Source organism: Methylobacterium sp. E-012, assembly GCF_057836545.1.
Genome location: NZ_JBYQEY010000001.1, coordinates 905,789 through 919,264, shown reverse-complemented (window position 1 = coordinate 919,264; position 13,476 = coordinate 905,789). Strand labels below are relative to the sequence as shown.

Below are 13,476 nucleotides of genomic sequence, written 5' to 3'. Positions count from 1 at the left end.
CAGCCGGAGACACGCGCTACCGGATGGCCTCCACCGCCACCCGCAGATGCTCCGGCCCGCGCAGGGTCGCCGGGCGCCGGTAGGGCGGCGGATCCGCGATCAGGCGCGGCGCCTCCAGGCGGCGCGCGAGGGCCGTGAGCGCGGCCTCCGCCTCGAACCGGCCGAGCGGGGCGCCGACGCAGTAATGCAGGCCCCCGCCGAAGCCGAGATGGCGGGTGCCGGTGCGGTCCGGATCGAACCGATCCGGATCGGGGAACGCGGCCGGATCGCGGTTGCCGGCGGCGAGCATCAGGACCAGGGCCTCCCCCTCGGGGATCGTGGTGCCGGCGATGTCGATGGCGCTGAGGGTCTTGCGGGTGACGAGCTGGACCGGGGGATCGTAGCGCATCACCTCCTCGACCACGCGCGGCGCGCGGCCCGGGTCGGCGCGCAAGCGCTCCAGCTCGCGCGGGTGGCGCATCAGGGTCAGCCAGGCGTTGCCGATCAGGTTCACCGCGGTCTCGTGGCCGGCGACGAGGATCAGGATCGCCGTGGCGATCAGATCGAATTCGCCCATCCGGGCGCCGTCGGGCGTGGCGTGGTTGGCCAGCCCCGAGAGCAGGTCGTCGCGCGGCCGGCGCCGCTTCTCGGCCACGAGGTCGCCGAGATAGTCGGAGATGGCATCGAAGGTCCGGGCGTTCTCGATGCGCGTCTCTTCGCTGACGGCGAGACCGGGCTCGACCGCGGTGGCGAGCTGGCTTGACCAGTCGCGGAACCGGGCCTCGTCCCCCTCCGGCACGCCGAACAATTCGCAGATGATGGCGACGGGCAGCGGGTAGGCGAGGTCGTCGATGACGTCGATCTCGTGCGCGCCGACCTTGCGGTCGAGCATCTCGCCGACCAGCCGCTCGGCGCGCGCGCGCATCGCCTGGACGCGGGCGGGGGTGAAGTGGTGGACGGTGGCGGCGCGCAGGCCATCGTGGGCGGGCGGGTCCCGGAACAGGAACGGCTGGTGCCGGTCGGTGATCCGGTTCTTGATCGGGTTGACGAGGTAGTCGGTGACCGGGTTGCCGGTCGAGGGGCGCTGCGTCGGCGGCTGGGTCTCGACGCTCAGGCGCGGATCGTTCTGCAGGCGCAGGATGGCGGCGTGGCTCGCGGCCACCCACACGCCGGGCGCGTCGCCGCCCGGAGCCCCCTCCCCCTGGCCGGGGTCGTCCTGGCGCGAGACGGGGGTCTGCCGCAGGCGCGCGTAGAGCGGGTACGGGTCGGTGCGGCTGGAGAAATCCTTGATCCGGGTGAGGAGCGTGGCATCGGCCATGGCGGGTCTGGTGCCTACGCGTCAGGGGAGCGGGGATGGCGCTGGGCCCCATCCGGCGGAGGGCGCCTCCGGTGGGACGGGCGCGGAGCAGCCCCCGTGACCGGGTCGCGGCGCCCGCGCGGTCACGGCTCGGAAACCGCGCCCGGGCGCGTCGGTTCCGCCCGGTCCCCGTCCGCCGCGCGCGGCGTGCCGGTCTCGACATGGCGTATACCGGCATCGACCAGATCAAAACCGTATCGACCGGCGCCAAGAGTCATACTCTCGACGCATTCTCCCGGCTTTCGGCATTGAAAAGCCGAGCTTGCCGGCGGGGTCCGGCAGTCTCGGCCGAGCCGCAGGCGGAGCGGGTGCGGGCCGACGCGCGCGCGTCGCACCGCAGGACAAGGGAAGTCCGGACATGAGCATGGACGTTGGGAATGCCGGCGCGGCCGGGCGGGACGGGAGCGGGCGCCTCGGGGCGCGGCTTCTCAGCCGCCGATCCTTCCTGGCCGGCTCGGCCCTCGGCGTCGGCGCCCTCGGTGTCGGCACCCTCGGGCTCGGCGGTTGCGCGACCTCCGACGGCTTGCTCCTCGCCGAGGCCGCGAAGGTCTACGGGCCGATGCCGGACGAGAAATTCCCGATTCCCGCGGTCGATGTCAGCAAGATCGATCCGAAATACTATCGCCGGACGGTCCGCTACGAGACCAAGGAGACGGCCGGCACGATCATCGTCGATCCCGCCAACTTCTATGTGTATCGCGTCGAGGGTGACGGGTCCGCCACCCGGTACGGCGCCAATGTCGGCCGCGACGGGTTCCTGTGGAACGGGGACGCCTATGTCGGACGCAGATCCGAATGGGCGACCTGGACCCCGCCCAAGGAGATGATCCGGCGCCAGCCCGAGGCCGCCAAATACGCCCATGGCATGCCCGGGGGCCTCGACAACCCGCTCGGCGCCCGCACCCTGCATCTCTACCAGAATGGCGCCTATACGCTCTACACGATCTACGCCAGCAGCGACGCCGAATCGATCGGCACGGGCATCACGAGCGGCTGCGTCGGCCTGCTCAGCCAGGACATGATCCATCTCTATGCGCGGACGCCGGTCAAGACGAAGGTGGTGGTTCTGCCCGCCTAGTCGGGCCAGCATGATCGGCCGGTTTCGGGGCGCCCGACACTGTCCATCTGATCCATGACCCCACGAATCCAGAACACGGGTCGGGGTTCGTGAGACCTGATGTGAACATTACCGGTCATGATGACGTTTCCCCCTGAGCTGATCGCATCGATCCGCACGGAGAAACCATCATGCCGATGAAAACGCTGACCCTGGCTGCCGTTCTCTCGCTTGCGGTCTCGGGTGCCGCCTTGGCCCAATCCGCGGCCGGAGGCGGCAGCGCCGAAGGCAACATGAACAACCCGGGCTCCGTGAAGAGCAATTCCGAGAAGGGCATGAGCACCGGGTCCACCGGCACCATGAGCCGGGGCACGGGGCCCGGCACCGCCGGCGGCCCGCCCGTCAGCACCCCCGGCGCGCCCGCCGGCAGCGGGACCGGCAATGGCGCGACCGGCAGCGGCGCCGCGCCGAGCGGCAAGTAAGGTCACAGGTCACGTCGCCCGCCCCACGGCGGTGACAGCGTCGTCCCGAAAGCTGGGATCCGGCTTTCGGGGCGACCTGGCAGAGCGCCCGTCGGGTGGGTGGATCACACGGACCACCATAGCGCCGCAGGAGCGGACCTATCGCGGGGAGAGCCTGTTGCTCCCTCGGATCCACGCATGTGGATCAGCGAGGTCTTCAGGTGACGCAGCGGCTATCCAGTCAAAACGGCCGGCACGGGGGACCCGGCCTGCCGATGTTCTGCGGGGTCATCGGCGGCACCGGTCTCATGCTGGCCGCCCTGACCCTGCTGATGGCGGGCCAAGTGGCCAACGGGCATCGCACGATCGGCCCCGCGGCGGAGGCGCCGGCACGGTCCGGAAGCCCCATGGGTGCGTCCGGACTCGTACCCCATCCCGGATCGTCAGGGCCGTGATCGCGGCCTGAGAAGCGCCGCGCCGCGGGAAAGCCGTCGCGCGGCGCGGGGCGGTCGGCGGATGTGCCGACGGCGGGGCGTTCAGGAGGTTCGGCCCGAACGGGTGCCGCGGCCGTAGCGGCGTCCGAGATAGGCGATGATCTTCGGCACGACGAAGGCCGTCAGGATCTTGCGCAGCATCGGTGGGGTCTCCTGGTTAGCGGGTGCGTCGGACGAGCCATCCGGCCGCGAAGGCGAGCGCGGCGAGGCCCAGCAGGGTGTTCGTGCGGTTGCCGTCGAGGGTGCGGATCGCCCGCCGGCCGTAGGCCTCGCCGCGGCGGCGGACGTCGCGCGCGCGATCGCGCCCGTCGTCGATCAGGTGGTCGGCCCGCTTCCGCGCGGTCTCCGCCAGGTGGCGCCCGTCCTCGGCGAGGTCCTCGGCGCGGTCCCGGGCGCGGCCGTAGGCGTATTGCGCCCCGCCGGCGACCTGGTTCACGGCGCCACGCACCTGACGGGCCGGATCGCCGGTCAGGCCGCCGACCGCGCTCTGCGCCCGGCCCTTCAGGTGCCGGGACGCGCCACGGATCTGGTCGCGGTTCATGTTGCTCTCCTGGATTGGGATGGGTGCCATCGGGGGCCGGGCTCGGGGGTGGGGCCGGCCGGCGCCACCCCCGGTCGCGGCCTCAGTGCTTGCCGGTGACCTTGTCGGCCAGGCTCTTGGCGCCGTCCTTGACGTCGCCGACCGTCTTCTGCGCCTCGCCCTTCAGCTCCTGCGCCTTGCCCTCGGCCACGAGCTTGTCGTTGCCCGTCGCCTTGCCGGCCGCCTGCTTGACGTTGCCCACGGCCTCGTTGGCCAGGCCCTTGATCTTGTCGCCGGTGCTGCTCATCGCGTGCGCTCCTTCAGGTTGAGGTTGCGGTCGAGGTTCGCGGTTGCGGGTTGGCCGGGCCCGCGCCGGTGGTGCCGGCCCCCGCAGCCCGCGGGGGCCGACCGGATCGCGCCGGGTCAGACGCGCCGGGTCTCGTAGGTGCCGAGCAGCGTCGCCGGCTTGGGCGCGCCCAGGCGCCCGCCCAGGAAGGCCGCCAGCGCCCCCAGGATCAGGGCGATCGCCGCATAGAACGCCCCCTGCGTGGCCGCCGACTTGGCCGTCACCGCCGCGGCCTCGGCCTTCTGCTTGGCCGTGGCCACCGCCTGGTCGTACTGCTTCTCGTAGTCCTGGATCTGCTGCTTGGCCTGATCGACCGGGATGTTCTGCGCCTTGGCCAGGGCGTCGGCCGCCCGCGCCTCGGCCTGCTGCTTCTGCCCGGCATCACCCGTGAACAGCGCCTTGACCGCCGCCACCGCCGCGTCGCGGGCCGCCTGCGGGTCCTGGCCGGCCGCCTGCTGGCGCACCGAATTCTCGATCCCGTCGAGGGGGTTCGAGATCTTCGACAGGGACGGCGCCGCCGCCTGGGCCGCCGTCTGCACGGTCCCGCCCACGAGGTTGCCCGCCCCGCCCAGCGCCCCCGAGACGGTGCTCAGCGTCCCCCCGACCAGCCCGGTGGCCGCCGAGGTCAGCAGGTACAGGACCACGAGGGTCGTCACCGCCCAGGACACCAGCCCGTGCAGCGCGGCCGCCCCCGGCAGGGTCTTGCCCGAGAGCCGGCCCGCGATCGCCCCGCCGGCCAGCGAGGCGACGATGCCCGAGGCCACGAACCACACGCCCGCCGACATCGACACGGTCGAGGCGGCCGGGTTGTCGGCGGCGTTGGGGCCCACCGAGGCCAGGCCGACGCCGACGCCGATCAGGTTGACGATCACCTGGGTCACGAGGGCGGTCACGGCGCCCGCGAAGATGGCGCCCCAGGACACCTGGTTGAGCAGGACGGCGCGCGTGTCGGCATGCGCGTCGGGGGAAAGCGGTGTCGCGGCGGTCTGGATGGGGGTCACGCTGTCACTCCGGAAAAGGGGTCGTCGAGGATCTGGAGCGCCCGCCGCCGACAGGGATACCGGTTCGGCGTCGGCGGGCGCGTCGAGGCGAGGGGATGGCTCAGTCGCGGGTGGCGCTGACCAGCAGGCCGAGGCCGAAGCCGGCCAGGCCGGCGATGAGCAGGGAGGCGAGCGGATACTCGGCGACCTGATGGCCGACCTCGCGGGTGCCCCGGCGCAGGTACTGGCTGCCGCGCGCGTAGGCGTCCTCAGCGTAGTCCGAGGCCTCGTCGGCGGCGTGGCGGACGCCGCGCTCGGCGCGGTCGTAGTGGTCCTGGGCGGCGCCCTGGGCGCGGCGGGCGCGGTCCTCGACATCCCCCGATCCGACGACGTCGCCCACGGTGTCGCGGACCTTGCCGCCGATGTGGCGGGCGGTGTCGGCGACGTGCCCGGCCGCGTCGCGGACGGTGTCCTTGGCCTGGCCGTACAGGCCCTCGGCCTGTCCCGCCGCCTCCCGGGCGCGGCCCTCGGCCGAGTCCCGATGCGAGCCGGTCAGGTCGCCGACCGCGCCCTGCACCTTCCCGCCCAGCTCCTTCGCGGCGCCCGTGATCCGATCCGTGTCCACCATGTCGTTCTCCTGTTGTGAATGCGTCGTCTCAGGCGGCCTCTCGGGTGAAAGGCCGCGTCACCGCCCGTCAGCGCCGGCCCGGGCTCGTGGGCTCCGTTCCGTCGGCCTTCGAGGCCGAGGTATCGCGCTTGTGGCGCCGGCCCTCGGTCTCTGTCCGGGCATCGCCGGTGAGCTTGCCGATGGCCTCTTTCACCGAGCCCTTGAGGTGCTCGGCGGAAGTCGTTTTCCTGTCCTCGGTCATGGGCACCTCGTCACGGTTGAGAAAATCCCAGTTGACCCGAAGATGTGCGCGGAAGCCGTATCATCAATGGTGTATTTATACCGGTACAACGGTATTCACCCTTCAGATATGCCGAGCGGGAAACCGTTTTCCCGGCCCCAGACGACGGCCTCGCTGCGCTTGTGGATGCCGATTTTGCGGTACAGCGCGGCCCCGTGATTGCGCACGGTGTTGCGCGACAGGCCGAGCTTGCGCGCGATGGCGTCGTCGTCGAGACCCGCGCAGATCAGGTTCAGGATCTGACGCTCCCGCACCGTCAGGTTCGGGGCGGATCCGTCCGCGCTCTCCCGGCCGGGGCGGCGCAGGTTGGCGAGCTTCTCGATCAGGCCGCGGCTGAACCATGAGGTATCGGCCATCACCGCCTCGATGGCGCCGAACAATTCGCGCTCGGTGTGCTTGCGGTCCGTGATGTCCTGCAGAACCAGCAGAACGAAGTCGGCCTCGTTGATCGCGATACGCTCGGCCGAGAGCAGGCAATCGAGATTGGCGCCGCTCTCATGGCGCAGGCAGATTTCGGCGCCGAGCACGTAGCCGTGCCGTTCGAGCGCCGCCTCGACCTGCAGGCGCTGCTTGTCGGTCACCCAGAGACCGGCCTCGTGGAGGCTGCGTCCGACGATCCGATCCTCACCCAGGCCGAAGACCCGGCTGAACGCCTCGTTGACGCCGGTGACGTGGAAATTCTCCGCGCGCGCCAGCACGGTCGGGACCGGGGTGAGCCGGAACGCCTTGGCGAACCGCTCCTCGCTCTGGCGGAGCGCGGTCTCGGCTTTGCGGCGCAGCTCTAGGTCGGCGAAGGTGAACAGCATGCACGCCTCGTCGCCCATCGTGATCGGCTGGCCGGCCACGATCACGAAGCGCGAGCCGCCGTCGGGGAGGTCGAGGCAAGCCTCCATCTGCGGAATCGTGGCGCCGGCTTCGAGCCGGGATACGGCGAGGTCCCGGTTGCGGGCATTGGCGAGCACGTCGACCTCGTAGACGCTGCGCCCGATCACGGCGTCGCGGGTGTGGCCGGTCATCTCCAGGAAGCCGTGATTGACCTTGACGTGGCGCAGGTCGGACAGACGCGTGATCACCGCCGGCGCCGGGTTGGCGTTGAAGGCGGCCTCGAAGCGTGCCTCGGCCTCGAACTGGTCGGAGACGTCCTTGAGGATCAGCGCCAGGCAGCTCGGATTGCCGTCGCGGTCGGTGGCGACCAGGCTGCGCAGCGAATGCACGAAGTCCATGTCGGGCTTGTCCGCCCGCCGCACCTCGACGACGACGTCGTGGAAGCGCTCGCCCGCGACCACGCGCTCGATCGGATACTGATTGGGCGTGACGTTGTTGCGGTAGCGCAGGCGGAAGCGCTCCCGGTAGGTGTCCACGGTCTGGCCGAGTTCGTCCAGGCTCTCGGCGCCGTGCATCGCCAGGGCGGCCTCGTTGGCATAGGCGATGGTCTGGTCGGGCTCGACCAGGATCACGCCCTCGCTGAGGCCGGCGATGATCTGCCGGAGTTCATGCCTGTCGACGCCCGCCGTCACGGTCAGCCCCACCCATCCTGTCTGCGGCCACCCCATGGGCAGCGGGGCACAAACGGGTTGCGCGCAAGCCGGTTCCCGAACGCAGGATGTTTTCCTGGTATACCTGCATCATTGACGCGGGCCTTTTCAGCCAGAGATAAATTCTCGCCGCGCAGGGACGACTGTTCGGCAGGATAGACCTCGCCTCTGGACAGCCATGAATGCGTCTCGCGTGCATCCCATCCACGAACACCCTTCGACGCCCGCCGAACACGGGCCCGTGATCTCCGGCCAGGACGCGGCCCTGGGGATAAGTCTTCGCGAGCACTACCCGCAAGTTGTACCGATCGACCCGGCCTCTCGCCTGGGCCGCGTGCTGGCGCGCCTGTCGGAGGTCCTGGACGAAGCGGACGCCGAGGTGCGGGTGGCGGGCGGGTTCAGGGCGGACCTGATCGCGGCGGCCCCGCACCTGCGCCGCTTCGCCCTGTCCCTGACGCGCGACGCGGTCGAGAGCGACGACCTCGTCCAGTTCACCCTGCTCAAGGCCTGGGAGCACCGGGCGCGGTTCGAGCCCGGGACCCGGATGATTGCGTGGCTGTTCACGATCCTGCGCAACGGCTACCTCAACGGCCGGATCAAGCACCGGCTCGAGGTTCCGGACACCGACGGGGCGCATGCGGCGCGGCTCGCCAGGCCGGCCGACCAGGAGCACACGCTCCACGTCCAGGACTTGCAGGCCGCGCTCGACCGGCTCGATCCGGTCCAGCGCGAGGCGTTGCTGCTCATCGCCCTCGACGACCTGTCCTACGAGGAGGCCGCCGAGATCCTCGGCTGCCCGAGCGGCACCGTGAAGAGCCGCGTCAGCCGGGCCCGTAGCCGGCTGGCGCGCGATCTCGGGGACGACGCGGACCCACGCCCCGCAAATAAATCCCCGTACTGGTAGATTTTTCTCACTGAACCCGTCGGTTTTGATCCCATGTTTCGAGGACGGATGCGGTGTGCCGGCTGCACGCCTCACACGGATCCGGCTCGTTTTCCGAGGTTGTGCCGGGCGGATGGCCCTCTTGTTCGGCACGGCCGCGTGGCCGGGCGCTCGCGATACTCCGGGCGCGCGTCCGGCCCGTCGCCCTTTCCATCCCTCCCATGTCCGACGCGAGGTGCGCGAATGGCCAGCCCCAATCCTCCCGATCCGGCGCCCGGCGGTCCGGGCGACGTTCCACCGGGTCCGGGTCCGGACGGGCGTCCCCTCGGCCCCGACGAGCCCTCCGCGCCGATCGACGTCCCGCCGGATGTGCCCCATCCCGGCATCGGCCCGGACACGCCGCCCGGCGACCCGGCCGGTCCCGACATCCGCGCCTGAGCCCGGGACCGCGGTCCCGGGACCGACGCCGGCCGCGCCGCGCGGGGCCCGCCCCGTCGCGATGACCCGAATCTGAAATCCCATCGCCACAGAGGAGATCATGACCCGACTTCGCGCTGCGACGCTCGCACCGGCCCTGTTGCTCACCCTCGCCAGCCCGTCGACGGAGGCCCTCGCGGCCAGCCGGTTCGACGGAGCCTGGGCGGTCGTGGCCACGGCGGAGAACGGCACCTGCTCCGGGCCCTACCGCTACCCGATCGTCATCCGGGACGGGGCCGTGGACGATGGCGGCGGCAACGGCGTCGACGCGTCCGGCCGAGCCGGCGCGGACGGCCGGATCAACGGCACGATCCGCAAGGGGCTCGCCAGCGTCGCGGTCACCGGCCGTCTGCGCGGCTCCGGCGGGAGCGGCCGCTGGACGCTGACCGGGCTCGGTTCGTGCTCGGGTCGCTGGACAGCCCGACGCACGGGATGAACCGGATCGCGGCGCGGCCGCAGCCTTCGGCACCGGCGGGAGGCGGTCTCAGGCCGTCTCCGCGGGCGGGAAGGCGATGTCGAACCGGCCGCCGCCTGCCGCGCGCGCGCGTGCCGTCGCGGTCGCGTTGTGGAGTTTGGCGATCGCCGCGACCAGGCTCAGCCCCAGGCCGTTGCCCGGGGTCTGGCGGGCCGTCTCCGCGCGGTAGAACCGCTGGAACACCTTGGCGTGCTCGCCCGGCGGCAGGCCCGGACCCGTGTCGTCCACGGCCGCCACGATCGCATCGCCGGCGCGGGCGACGCGCACATCCACCCGGCCCCCGGCGGGCGTGAACTTCAGGGCGTTGTCGAGGAGGTTCGACAGGGCCTCGAAGCACAGGTCGCGGTCGCCCAGGATCACGTGGGCGCCCGGCGCGACGGCGATATCGAGGCGGATGCCCTTCTCCTCGGCCATCGGCTCGAAGAACTCCACCGCCACGGAGGCGACCTCGCCGAGGTCGACGCGGGTGAACGCGGCCCGCCGACGCCCGTCCTCCATCTCCCCGATCCGCAGGACCGCCGTCACCATGGCCAGGGTCTGGTCGATCCAGGCGAGGCCCTGATCGATCGTCTCGTGGAACTCCGCCACGGTCCGGGCCTGCACCCGGCTGCGCTCCAGCCGCGCCCGCAGCCGGGTGAGCGGCGTGCGCAGGTCGTGGGCGACCGCGTCGCCGACGCTGCGGACCTCACCCATCAGGTGCTCGATCTCGTCGAGCATCCGGTTCACGTTCCCGGCGAGGCGATCGAACTCGTCCCCGCGCGTCCCGACCGGCAGCCGCTTGCGCAGGTCGCCGCGCATCACCTCGGCCAGGGCCGCCTCGGTGGCGGCCAGCCGTCCGCGGGCGCGGCGGGCGAGCAGCAGGCCGCCCAGCCCCGAGAGCATCAGCGTCGGCACCAGCCCGAGGCCGAGGGCGCGCAGGGTCGTCACCCGCACCCGGTCGATCTCGTCGGTATCGTGGGCGATGACGACGGTGCCGCCGTCCGGCAGCGCCAGGGCGGCGGCCCAGATCTCGTCGGCGAGGGTGCGGCCCGCGACATCGACCGTGGCGCTGACCCGGTAGGCGTCGCCGTCGCGCGCCAGGCGCTCCGGCACCGCCCCGAGATTGCCGGCCCGGCGGGTGCCGCCGGGGCCGAACAGCCCGCCGTAATGGGTGGCGTGGAGGTCCATGGCGGTCCAGGTGTCGACCCGCATCGCCGCGGCCGCGGGATCTTCCGCCGCGGCGCGGACTTCGAGCCGCAGGGTCTCGGCGAGTTCCTCGCGCAGATAGGCGGCGGTCTGCCAGTAGATGAAGGCGAACATCGTCAGCGCGAGCAGGACCGACCAGAGGGCGATCCCGAGCGCCCAGCGCAGGGTGGTGGAGCGCAGAAGGTCGGTCATCAGCGGTCAATCGTCGGGCGTCAGCGTGAAACCGATGCCGCGCACGTTCTGGATCAGGGGCGTCTCGCCGCCCGCCTCGAGCTTGCGCCGCAGCCGTCCGACATGGACATCGATCAGGTTCGACTTGGGCGTGAACCGGTAGTTCCAGACCTCCTCGAACAGCATCGCCCGCGTGGCGATCTGCCCGGGGCAGCGCATCAGGTAGGCGAGGAGCTTGAGTTCGCGCGGCAGCAGGGCGAGGTCGCGGGTGCCGCGCCGGCCGGTGCCCGCGATCAGGTCGATCTCCAGGCTGCCGACGCGCAGGACCGTCTCCGGCCTGGCCACCGGACGCCGGAGCAGCGCCTCGATGCGGGCGGCGAGTTCGCCCAGGGCGAAGGGCTTGGCGAGGTAGTCGTCGCCGCCCGCCCGCAGGCCACGGATGCGCTCGTCCACGTCGCCCAGGGCGCTGAGGATCAGGGCGGGGGTCTGGTCCCCGTCCCGGCGAAGGTCCTGCAGGATGCCGAGCCCGTCCTGGCCGGGCAGCATCCGGTCCAGGATGATCGCCTCCCAGCCGCCGTCCCGGGCCGCGCGGGCGCCCGCGGGCCCGGTCGCGGCCCAGCTGACATCGTGGCCGCGACCGCGCAGGTCGTCGAGCACGACCCCGGCCGTCTCCGCATCGTCCTCGATCAGCAGCAGCCGCGCCACGCCCGTCCATCCTTCCGGCCACAGCATCGTCTCGTTCCGAAAGCCGGCGCCCCCCGCTCGGGACGATGCTCTCTCGCCCGGCCGCGCGTCCCTTGTGTCGGAATTCGCGCCGCCGGTCCCGAACCACCACCAGTATGAACCCGAATTTAGTGGCGCCGCACGGGGTTCGTCCAACTTATTAGAATGACTCTAGCGCGTACCGGAACCCATCCCGCGGTCCGAACGCCCCTCGCCGATCCCCCCTCGCCGAACGCCCCTCGCCGGACCTCCTCGATGCAGACGACGTCACGCGCCACGCCGGCGCCCCGACCGGCCATGGGCCACCGGAAACGCGCCGCGCATGCCTAGGAAGCGGCGCCCCCGGCGCCTGATCAACCGGTATGGCCGGACCCGGCTCTATGACGTGGAGACCGCGTCCTACGTGTCCCTCGTCCGGCTCAAGGAGCTGCGCAGCGAGGGCTACGAGGTCGTGGTCCGCGACGTCGAGGACGGGCGTTTCGTCACCGAGGACGTCCTCCGTCCGGGGCTCGACCGATGAGCCGGACGGTTCCCTGCATGCCGGCCTCCGGTCACAGCGCGCGGCGCTTCTGCTGATGTCCCTGCACGCCGACTTCATTCCGCCCGAGCGCGATGCCGGGACCGCCGATCCGGCGGGTCCGGACAGCTCTGTGCGCGCGGAGGATTCGCGCCCCGCCCCGGCCCCCGCCCGGCGCCGGGCGCCCGTCCGCCTGCTCGTCCTCGCCGCGGCGCTCGCCCTGCTCGCCCTCGGGGGGTGGATGTACCGGGCTCCCCTCCTCGACGCCCTCGGCCTCGCGCCGCGCCCGCCGGCCGCGGCCCCGGAGAAGGCGGACGATCCCGCGCCCGATCCCGACCTCGTCACCCTCGACGCGGCGGGACAGAAGCGGATCGGCCTCGCCTTCGGGACCGCCGAGACCCGCCGGATCGTGCTGCCGGTGCGCGCCCCCGGGATCGTCGCCTTCGACGAGCGGCGGGTGACGCATCTCAAGCCGCGCACCCAGGGGCGGGTGCTGAGCCTCGCGGTCCAGCCCGGCGATCGGGTGGAGGCCGGCCAGACCCTGGCGACCCTCGACGCCGCCGGGATCCTCGACGCCCGCAACGGCCTCCTCGCCGCGCAGGCGGCGCTCGGCGAGGCGCAGGCCTCCGAGAAGGTGACGGAGCTGCAGTACAAGCGCGGCCAGGACCAGCTCAAGTTCGGCGGCGTGGCCCAGGCCGAGGTCGAGCGGCGGCAGGCCGACCTGGCCAAGGCGCACGCCGCCGTCCAGTCGGCCCAGGCCAATGCCGACATGTACCGGGCGCAGTACCAGCGCCTCGCCCCCGCGGAGGGCGCGGCGCCCGGCACCAGCGCCGTGGTCACGCCGATCGGCGGCGTGGTGACGAGCGTCGGCATCACGCTGGGCGAGGTGGTCGATACCGGCCGCGACGCGATCACGGTGGCGGACCCGACCCGCGTCCTCGTGCTGGCCAGCCTCTACGGGCCGGACATCGCCCGGGTGAAGGCCGGCGACGAGGCCTCGGTGGAGAGCCCGGTGCCCGGCCACCCGCCCTTCGAGGGCCGGGTCCGCTCGGTCAACGCCGCCCTCGATCCGGCGACCAACACCGCGCCGGCCCGGATCGAGCTCGCCAATCCCGAGGATCTGCTGCGCGCCAACATGTTCGTCTCCGTCACCGTGGCGGCGGATCTCGGCCGCGACGGCGTCACCGTCCCGGCCGCTTCGGTCCAGCAGACCGAGCAGGGGCCGATCGCCTTCGTCCGCGTCGCCCCGGACCGGTTCGAGCGGCGCCCCCTGACGCTGGGCATCCAGCGCTCGGACTGGGTCGAGGTGACGCGCGGGATCGCGTCCGGCGACAGCGTGGCGACCGCGGGGAGCTTCGGCCTCAAGGCCATCCTGCTGCGCAGCCTCCTTGGCTCGACGGATTGAGGG

17 protein-coding genes are annotated in these 13,476 nt (G+C 72.2%); 8 read left to right on the top strand and 9 right to left on the bottom strand.

Annotated elements, in window-relative coordinates; translation table 11 throughout:
- Positions 1-16 precede the first annotated feature (16 nt).
- Complete coding sequence (locus AC3IF1_RS04270) at positions 17-1,297, bottom strand: cytochrome P450 (RefSeq protein WP_489216103.1); 1,281 nt, start codon at positions 1,295-1,297, stop codon at positions 17-19.
- A 397-nt stretch (positions 1,298-1,694) separates the two neighbouring features.
- Between AC3IF1_RS04270 and AC3IF1_RS04265 the strand changes: the two genes are divergently transcribed.
- The 3 genes from AC3IF1_RS04265 to AC3IF1_RS04255 all read left to right on the top strand — a co-directional run bounded on the left by AC3IF1_RS04265 (position 1,695) and on the right by AC3IF1_RS04255 (position 3,309).
- Positions 1,695-2,414: a L,D-transpeptidase gene (locus AC3IF1_RS04265; protein WP_489216101.1), complete on the top strand. Its 720-nt coding sequence runs from the start codon at positions 1,695-1,697 to the stop codon at positions 2,412-2,414.
- A gap of 170 nt (positions 2,415-2,584) precedes the next feature.
- Positions 2,585-2,875 carry a hypothetical protein gene (locus tag AC3IF1_RS04260; protein WP_243972035.1) on the top strand — a complete coding sequence of 97 codons (291 nt, stop codon included), beginning with the start codon at positions 2,585-2,587 and terminating at the stop codon, positions 2,873-2,875.
- Positions 2,876-3,075: 200 nt separating this feature from the next.
- Positions 3,076-3,309, top strand: coding sequence for a hypothetical protein (locus AC3IF1_RS04255; RefSeq protein WP_489216099.1), 234 nt, complete (start codon positions 3,076-3,078; stop codon positions 3,307-3,309).
- A gap of 196 nt (positions 3,310-3,505) precedes the next feature.
- Here AC3IF1_RS04255 and AC3IF1_RS04250 read toward each other — a convergent pair whose 3' ends face one another.
- From AC3IF1_RS04250 to AC3IF1_RS04225, 6 genes are all read right to left on the bottom strand, one after another.
- The gene (locus tag AC3IF1_RS04250; RefSeq protein ID WP_489216097.1) at positions 3,506-3,889 is read right to left on the bottom strand and encodes a CsbD family protein; all 384 of its coding nucleotides are present in this window, start codon (positions 3,887-3,889) and stop codon (positions 3,506-3,508) included.
- A gap of 82 nt (positions 3,890-3,971) precedes the next feature.
- On the bottom strand, positions 3,972-4,175 hold the full coding sequence (locus tag AC3IF1_RS04245) for a CsbD family protein (protein ID WP_489216095.1): 204 nt from the start codon (positions 4,173-4,175) through the stop codon (positions 3,972-3,974).
- Positions 4,176-4,291: 116 nt separating this feature from the next.
- On the bottom strand, positions 4,292-5,215 hold the full coding sequence (locus AC3IF1_RS04240) for a PhnA-like protein (RefSeq protein ID WP_489216093.1): 924 nt from the start codon (positions 5,213-5,215) through the stop codon (positions 4,292-4,294).
- Positions 5,216-5,315: 100 nt separating this feature from the next.
- Entirely contained in the window at positions 5,316-5,822 is a 507-nt protein-coding gene (locus AC3IF1_RS04235; protein ID WP_243971911.1) for a CsbD family protein, read from the bottom strand.
- A gap of 67 nt (positions 5,823-5,889) precedes the next feature.
- Positions 5,890-6,063: a CsbD family protein gene (locus AC3IF1_RS04230; protein WP_489216090.1), complete on the bottom strand. Its 174-nt coding sequence runs from the start codon at positions 6,061-6,063 to the stop codon at positions 5,890-5,892.
- A 95-nt stretch (positions 6,064-6,158) separates the two neighbouring features.
- A complete protein-coding gene (locus tag AC3IF1_RS04225) occupies positions 6,159-7,619 on the bottom strand; it encodes a PAS domain S-box protein (RefSeq protein WP_489220316.1) in 1,461 nt (486 codons plus the stop codon).
- Between the two features lie 259 nt (positions 7,620-7,878).
- Between AC3IF1_RS04225 and AC3IF1_RS04220 the strand changes: the two genes are divergently transcribed.
- The 3 genes from AC3IF1_RS04220 to AC3IF1_RS04210 all read left to right on the top strand — a co-directional run bounded on the left by AC3IF1_RS04220 (position 7,879) and on the right by AC3IF1_RS04210 (position 9,433).
- Positions 7,879-8,541, top strand: a complete 663-nt coding sequence (locus AC3IF1_RS04220; protein ID WP_489216088.1) for a sigma-70 family RNA polymerase sigma factor — start codon at positions 7,879-7,881, stop codon at positions 8,539-8,541.
- 222 nt (positions 8,542-8,763) lie between these two features.
- Positions 8,764-8,958, top strand: a complete 195-nt coding sequence (locus AC3IF1_RS04215; RefSeq protein ID WP_489216086.1) for a hypothetical protein — start codon at positions 8,764-8,766, stop codon at positions 8,956-8,958.
- Between the two features lie 100 nt (positions 8,959-9,058).
- Positions 9,059-9,433, top strand: coding sequence for a hypothetical protein (locus tag AC3IF1_RS04210; RefSeq protein WP_489216084.1), 375 nt, complete (start codon positions 9,059-9,061; stop codon positions 9,431-9,433).
- 48 nt (positions 9,434-9,481) lie between these two features.
- On the opposite strand, the gene AC3IF1_RS04205 is transcribed toward AC3IF1_RS04210, so the two are convergent.
- Positions 9,482-10,849, bottom strand: a complete 1,368-nt coding sequence (locus tag AC3IF1_RS04205) for a sensor histidine kinase (protein WP_489216082.1) — start codon at positions 10,847-10,849, stop codon at positions 9,482-9,484.
- A gap of 6 nt (positions 10,850-10,855) precedes the next feature.
- Positions 10,856-11,533 (bottom strand): response regulator transcription factor, encoded by a 678-nt coding sequence (locus tag AC3IF1_RS04200; RefSeq protein WP_489220315.1) that lies wholly within the window; start codon positions 11,531-11,533, stop codon positions 10,856-10,858.
- A gap of 340 nt (positions 11,534-11,873) precedes the next feature.
- Between AC3IF1_RS04200 and AC3IF1_RS04195 the strand changes: the two genes are divergently transcribed.
- Both AC3IF1_RS04195 and AC3IF1_RS04190 read left to right on the top strand, forming a co-directional pair.
- A complete protein-coding gene (locus AC3IF1_RS04195) occupies positions 11,874-12,071 on the top strand; it encodes a polyhydroxyalkanoate synthesis regulator DNA-binding domain-containing protein (RefSeq protein ID WP_243967491.1) in 198 nt (65 codons plus the stop codon).
- 55 nt (positions 12,072-12,126) lie between these two features.
- On the top strand, positions 12,127-13,473 hold the full coding sequence (locus tag AC3IF1_RS04190; protein WP_489216080.1) for an efflux RND transporter periplasmic adaptor subunit: 1,347 nt from the start codon (positions 12,127-12,129) through the stop codon (positions 13,471-13,473).
- The last annotated feature ends 3 nt before the right edge of the window (positions 13,474-13,476 follow it).

What these genes read in the sequence shown, in the direction of transcription:
- AC3IF1_RS04205 (WP_489216082.1), bottom strand. Translation starts at nt 10,849, where the DNA reads ATGACCGACCTTCTGCGCTCCACCACCCTGCGCTGGGCGCTCGGGATC.
- AC3IF1_RS04190 (WP_489216080.1), top strand. Translation starts at nt 12,127, where the DNA reads ATGTCCCTGCACGCCGACTTCATTCCGCCCGAGCGCGATGCCGGGACC.
- AC3IF1_RS04215 (WP_489216086.1), top strand. Translation starts at nt 8,764, where the DNA reads ATGGCCAGCCCCAATCCTCCCGATCCGGCGCCCGGCGGTCCGGGCGAC.
- AC3IF1_RS04270 (WP_489216103.1), bottom strand. Translation starts at nt 1,297, where the DNA reads ATGGCCGATGCCACGCTCCTCACCCGGATCAAGGATTTCTCCAGCCGC.
- AC3IF1_RS04245 (WP_489216095.1), bottom strand. Translation starts at nt 4,175, where the DNA reads ATGAGCAGCACCGGCGACAAGATCAAGGGCCTGGCCAACGAGGCCGTG.
- AC3IF1_RS04265 (WP_489216101.1), top strand. Translation starts at nt 1,695, where the DNA reads ATGAGCATGGACGTTGGGAATGCCGGCGCGGCCGGGCGGGACGGGAGC.
- AC3IF1_RS04195 (WP_243967491.1), top strand. Translation starts at nt 11,874, where the DNA reads ATGCCTAGGAAGCGGCGCCCCCGGCGCCTGATCAACCGGTATGGCCGG.
- AC3IF1_RS04260 (WP_243972035.1), top strand. Translation starts at nt 2,585, where the DNA reads ATGCCGATGAAAACGCTGACCCTGGCTGCCGTTCTCTCGCTTGCGGTC.
- AC3IF1_RS04210 (WP_489216084.1), top strand. Translation starts at nt 9,059, where the DNA reads ATGACCCGACTTCGCGCTGCGACGCTCGCACCGGCCCTGTTGCTCACC.
- AC3IF1_RS04235 (WP_243971911.1), bottom strand. Translation starts at nt 5,822, where the DNA reads ATGGTGGACACGGATCGGATCACGGGCGCCGCGAAGGAGCTGGGCGGG.
- AC3IF1_RS04250 (WP_489216097.1), bottom strand. Translation starts at nt 3,889, where the DNA reads ATGAACCGCGACCAGATCCGTGGCGCGTCCCGGCACCTGAAGGGCCGG.
- AC3IF1_RS04230 (WP_489216090.1), bottom strand. Translation starts at nt 6,063, where the DNA reads ATGACCGAGGACAGGAAAACGACTTCCGCCGAGCACCTCAAGGGCTCG.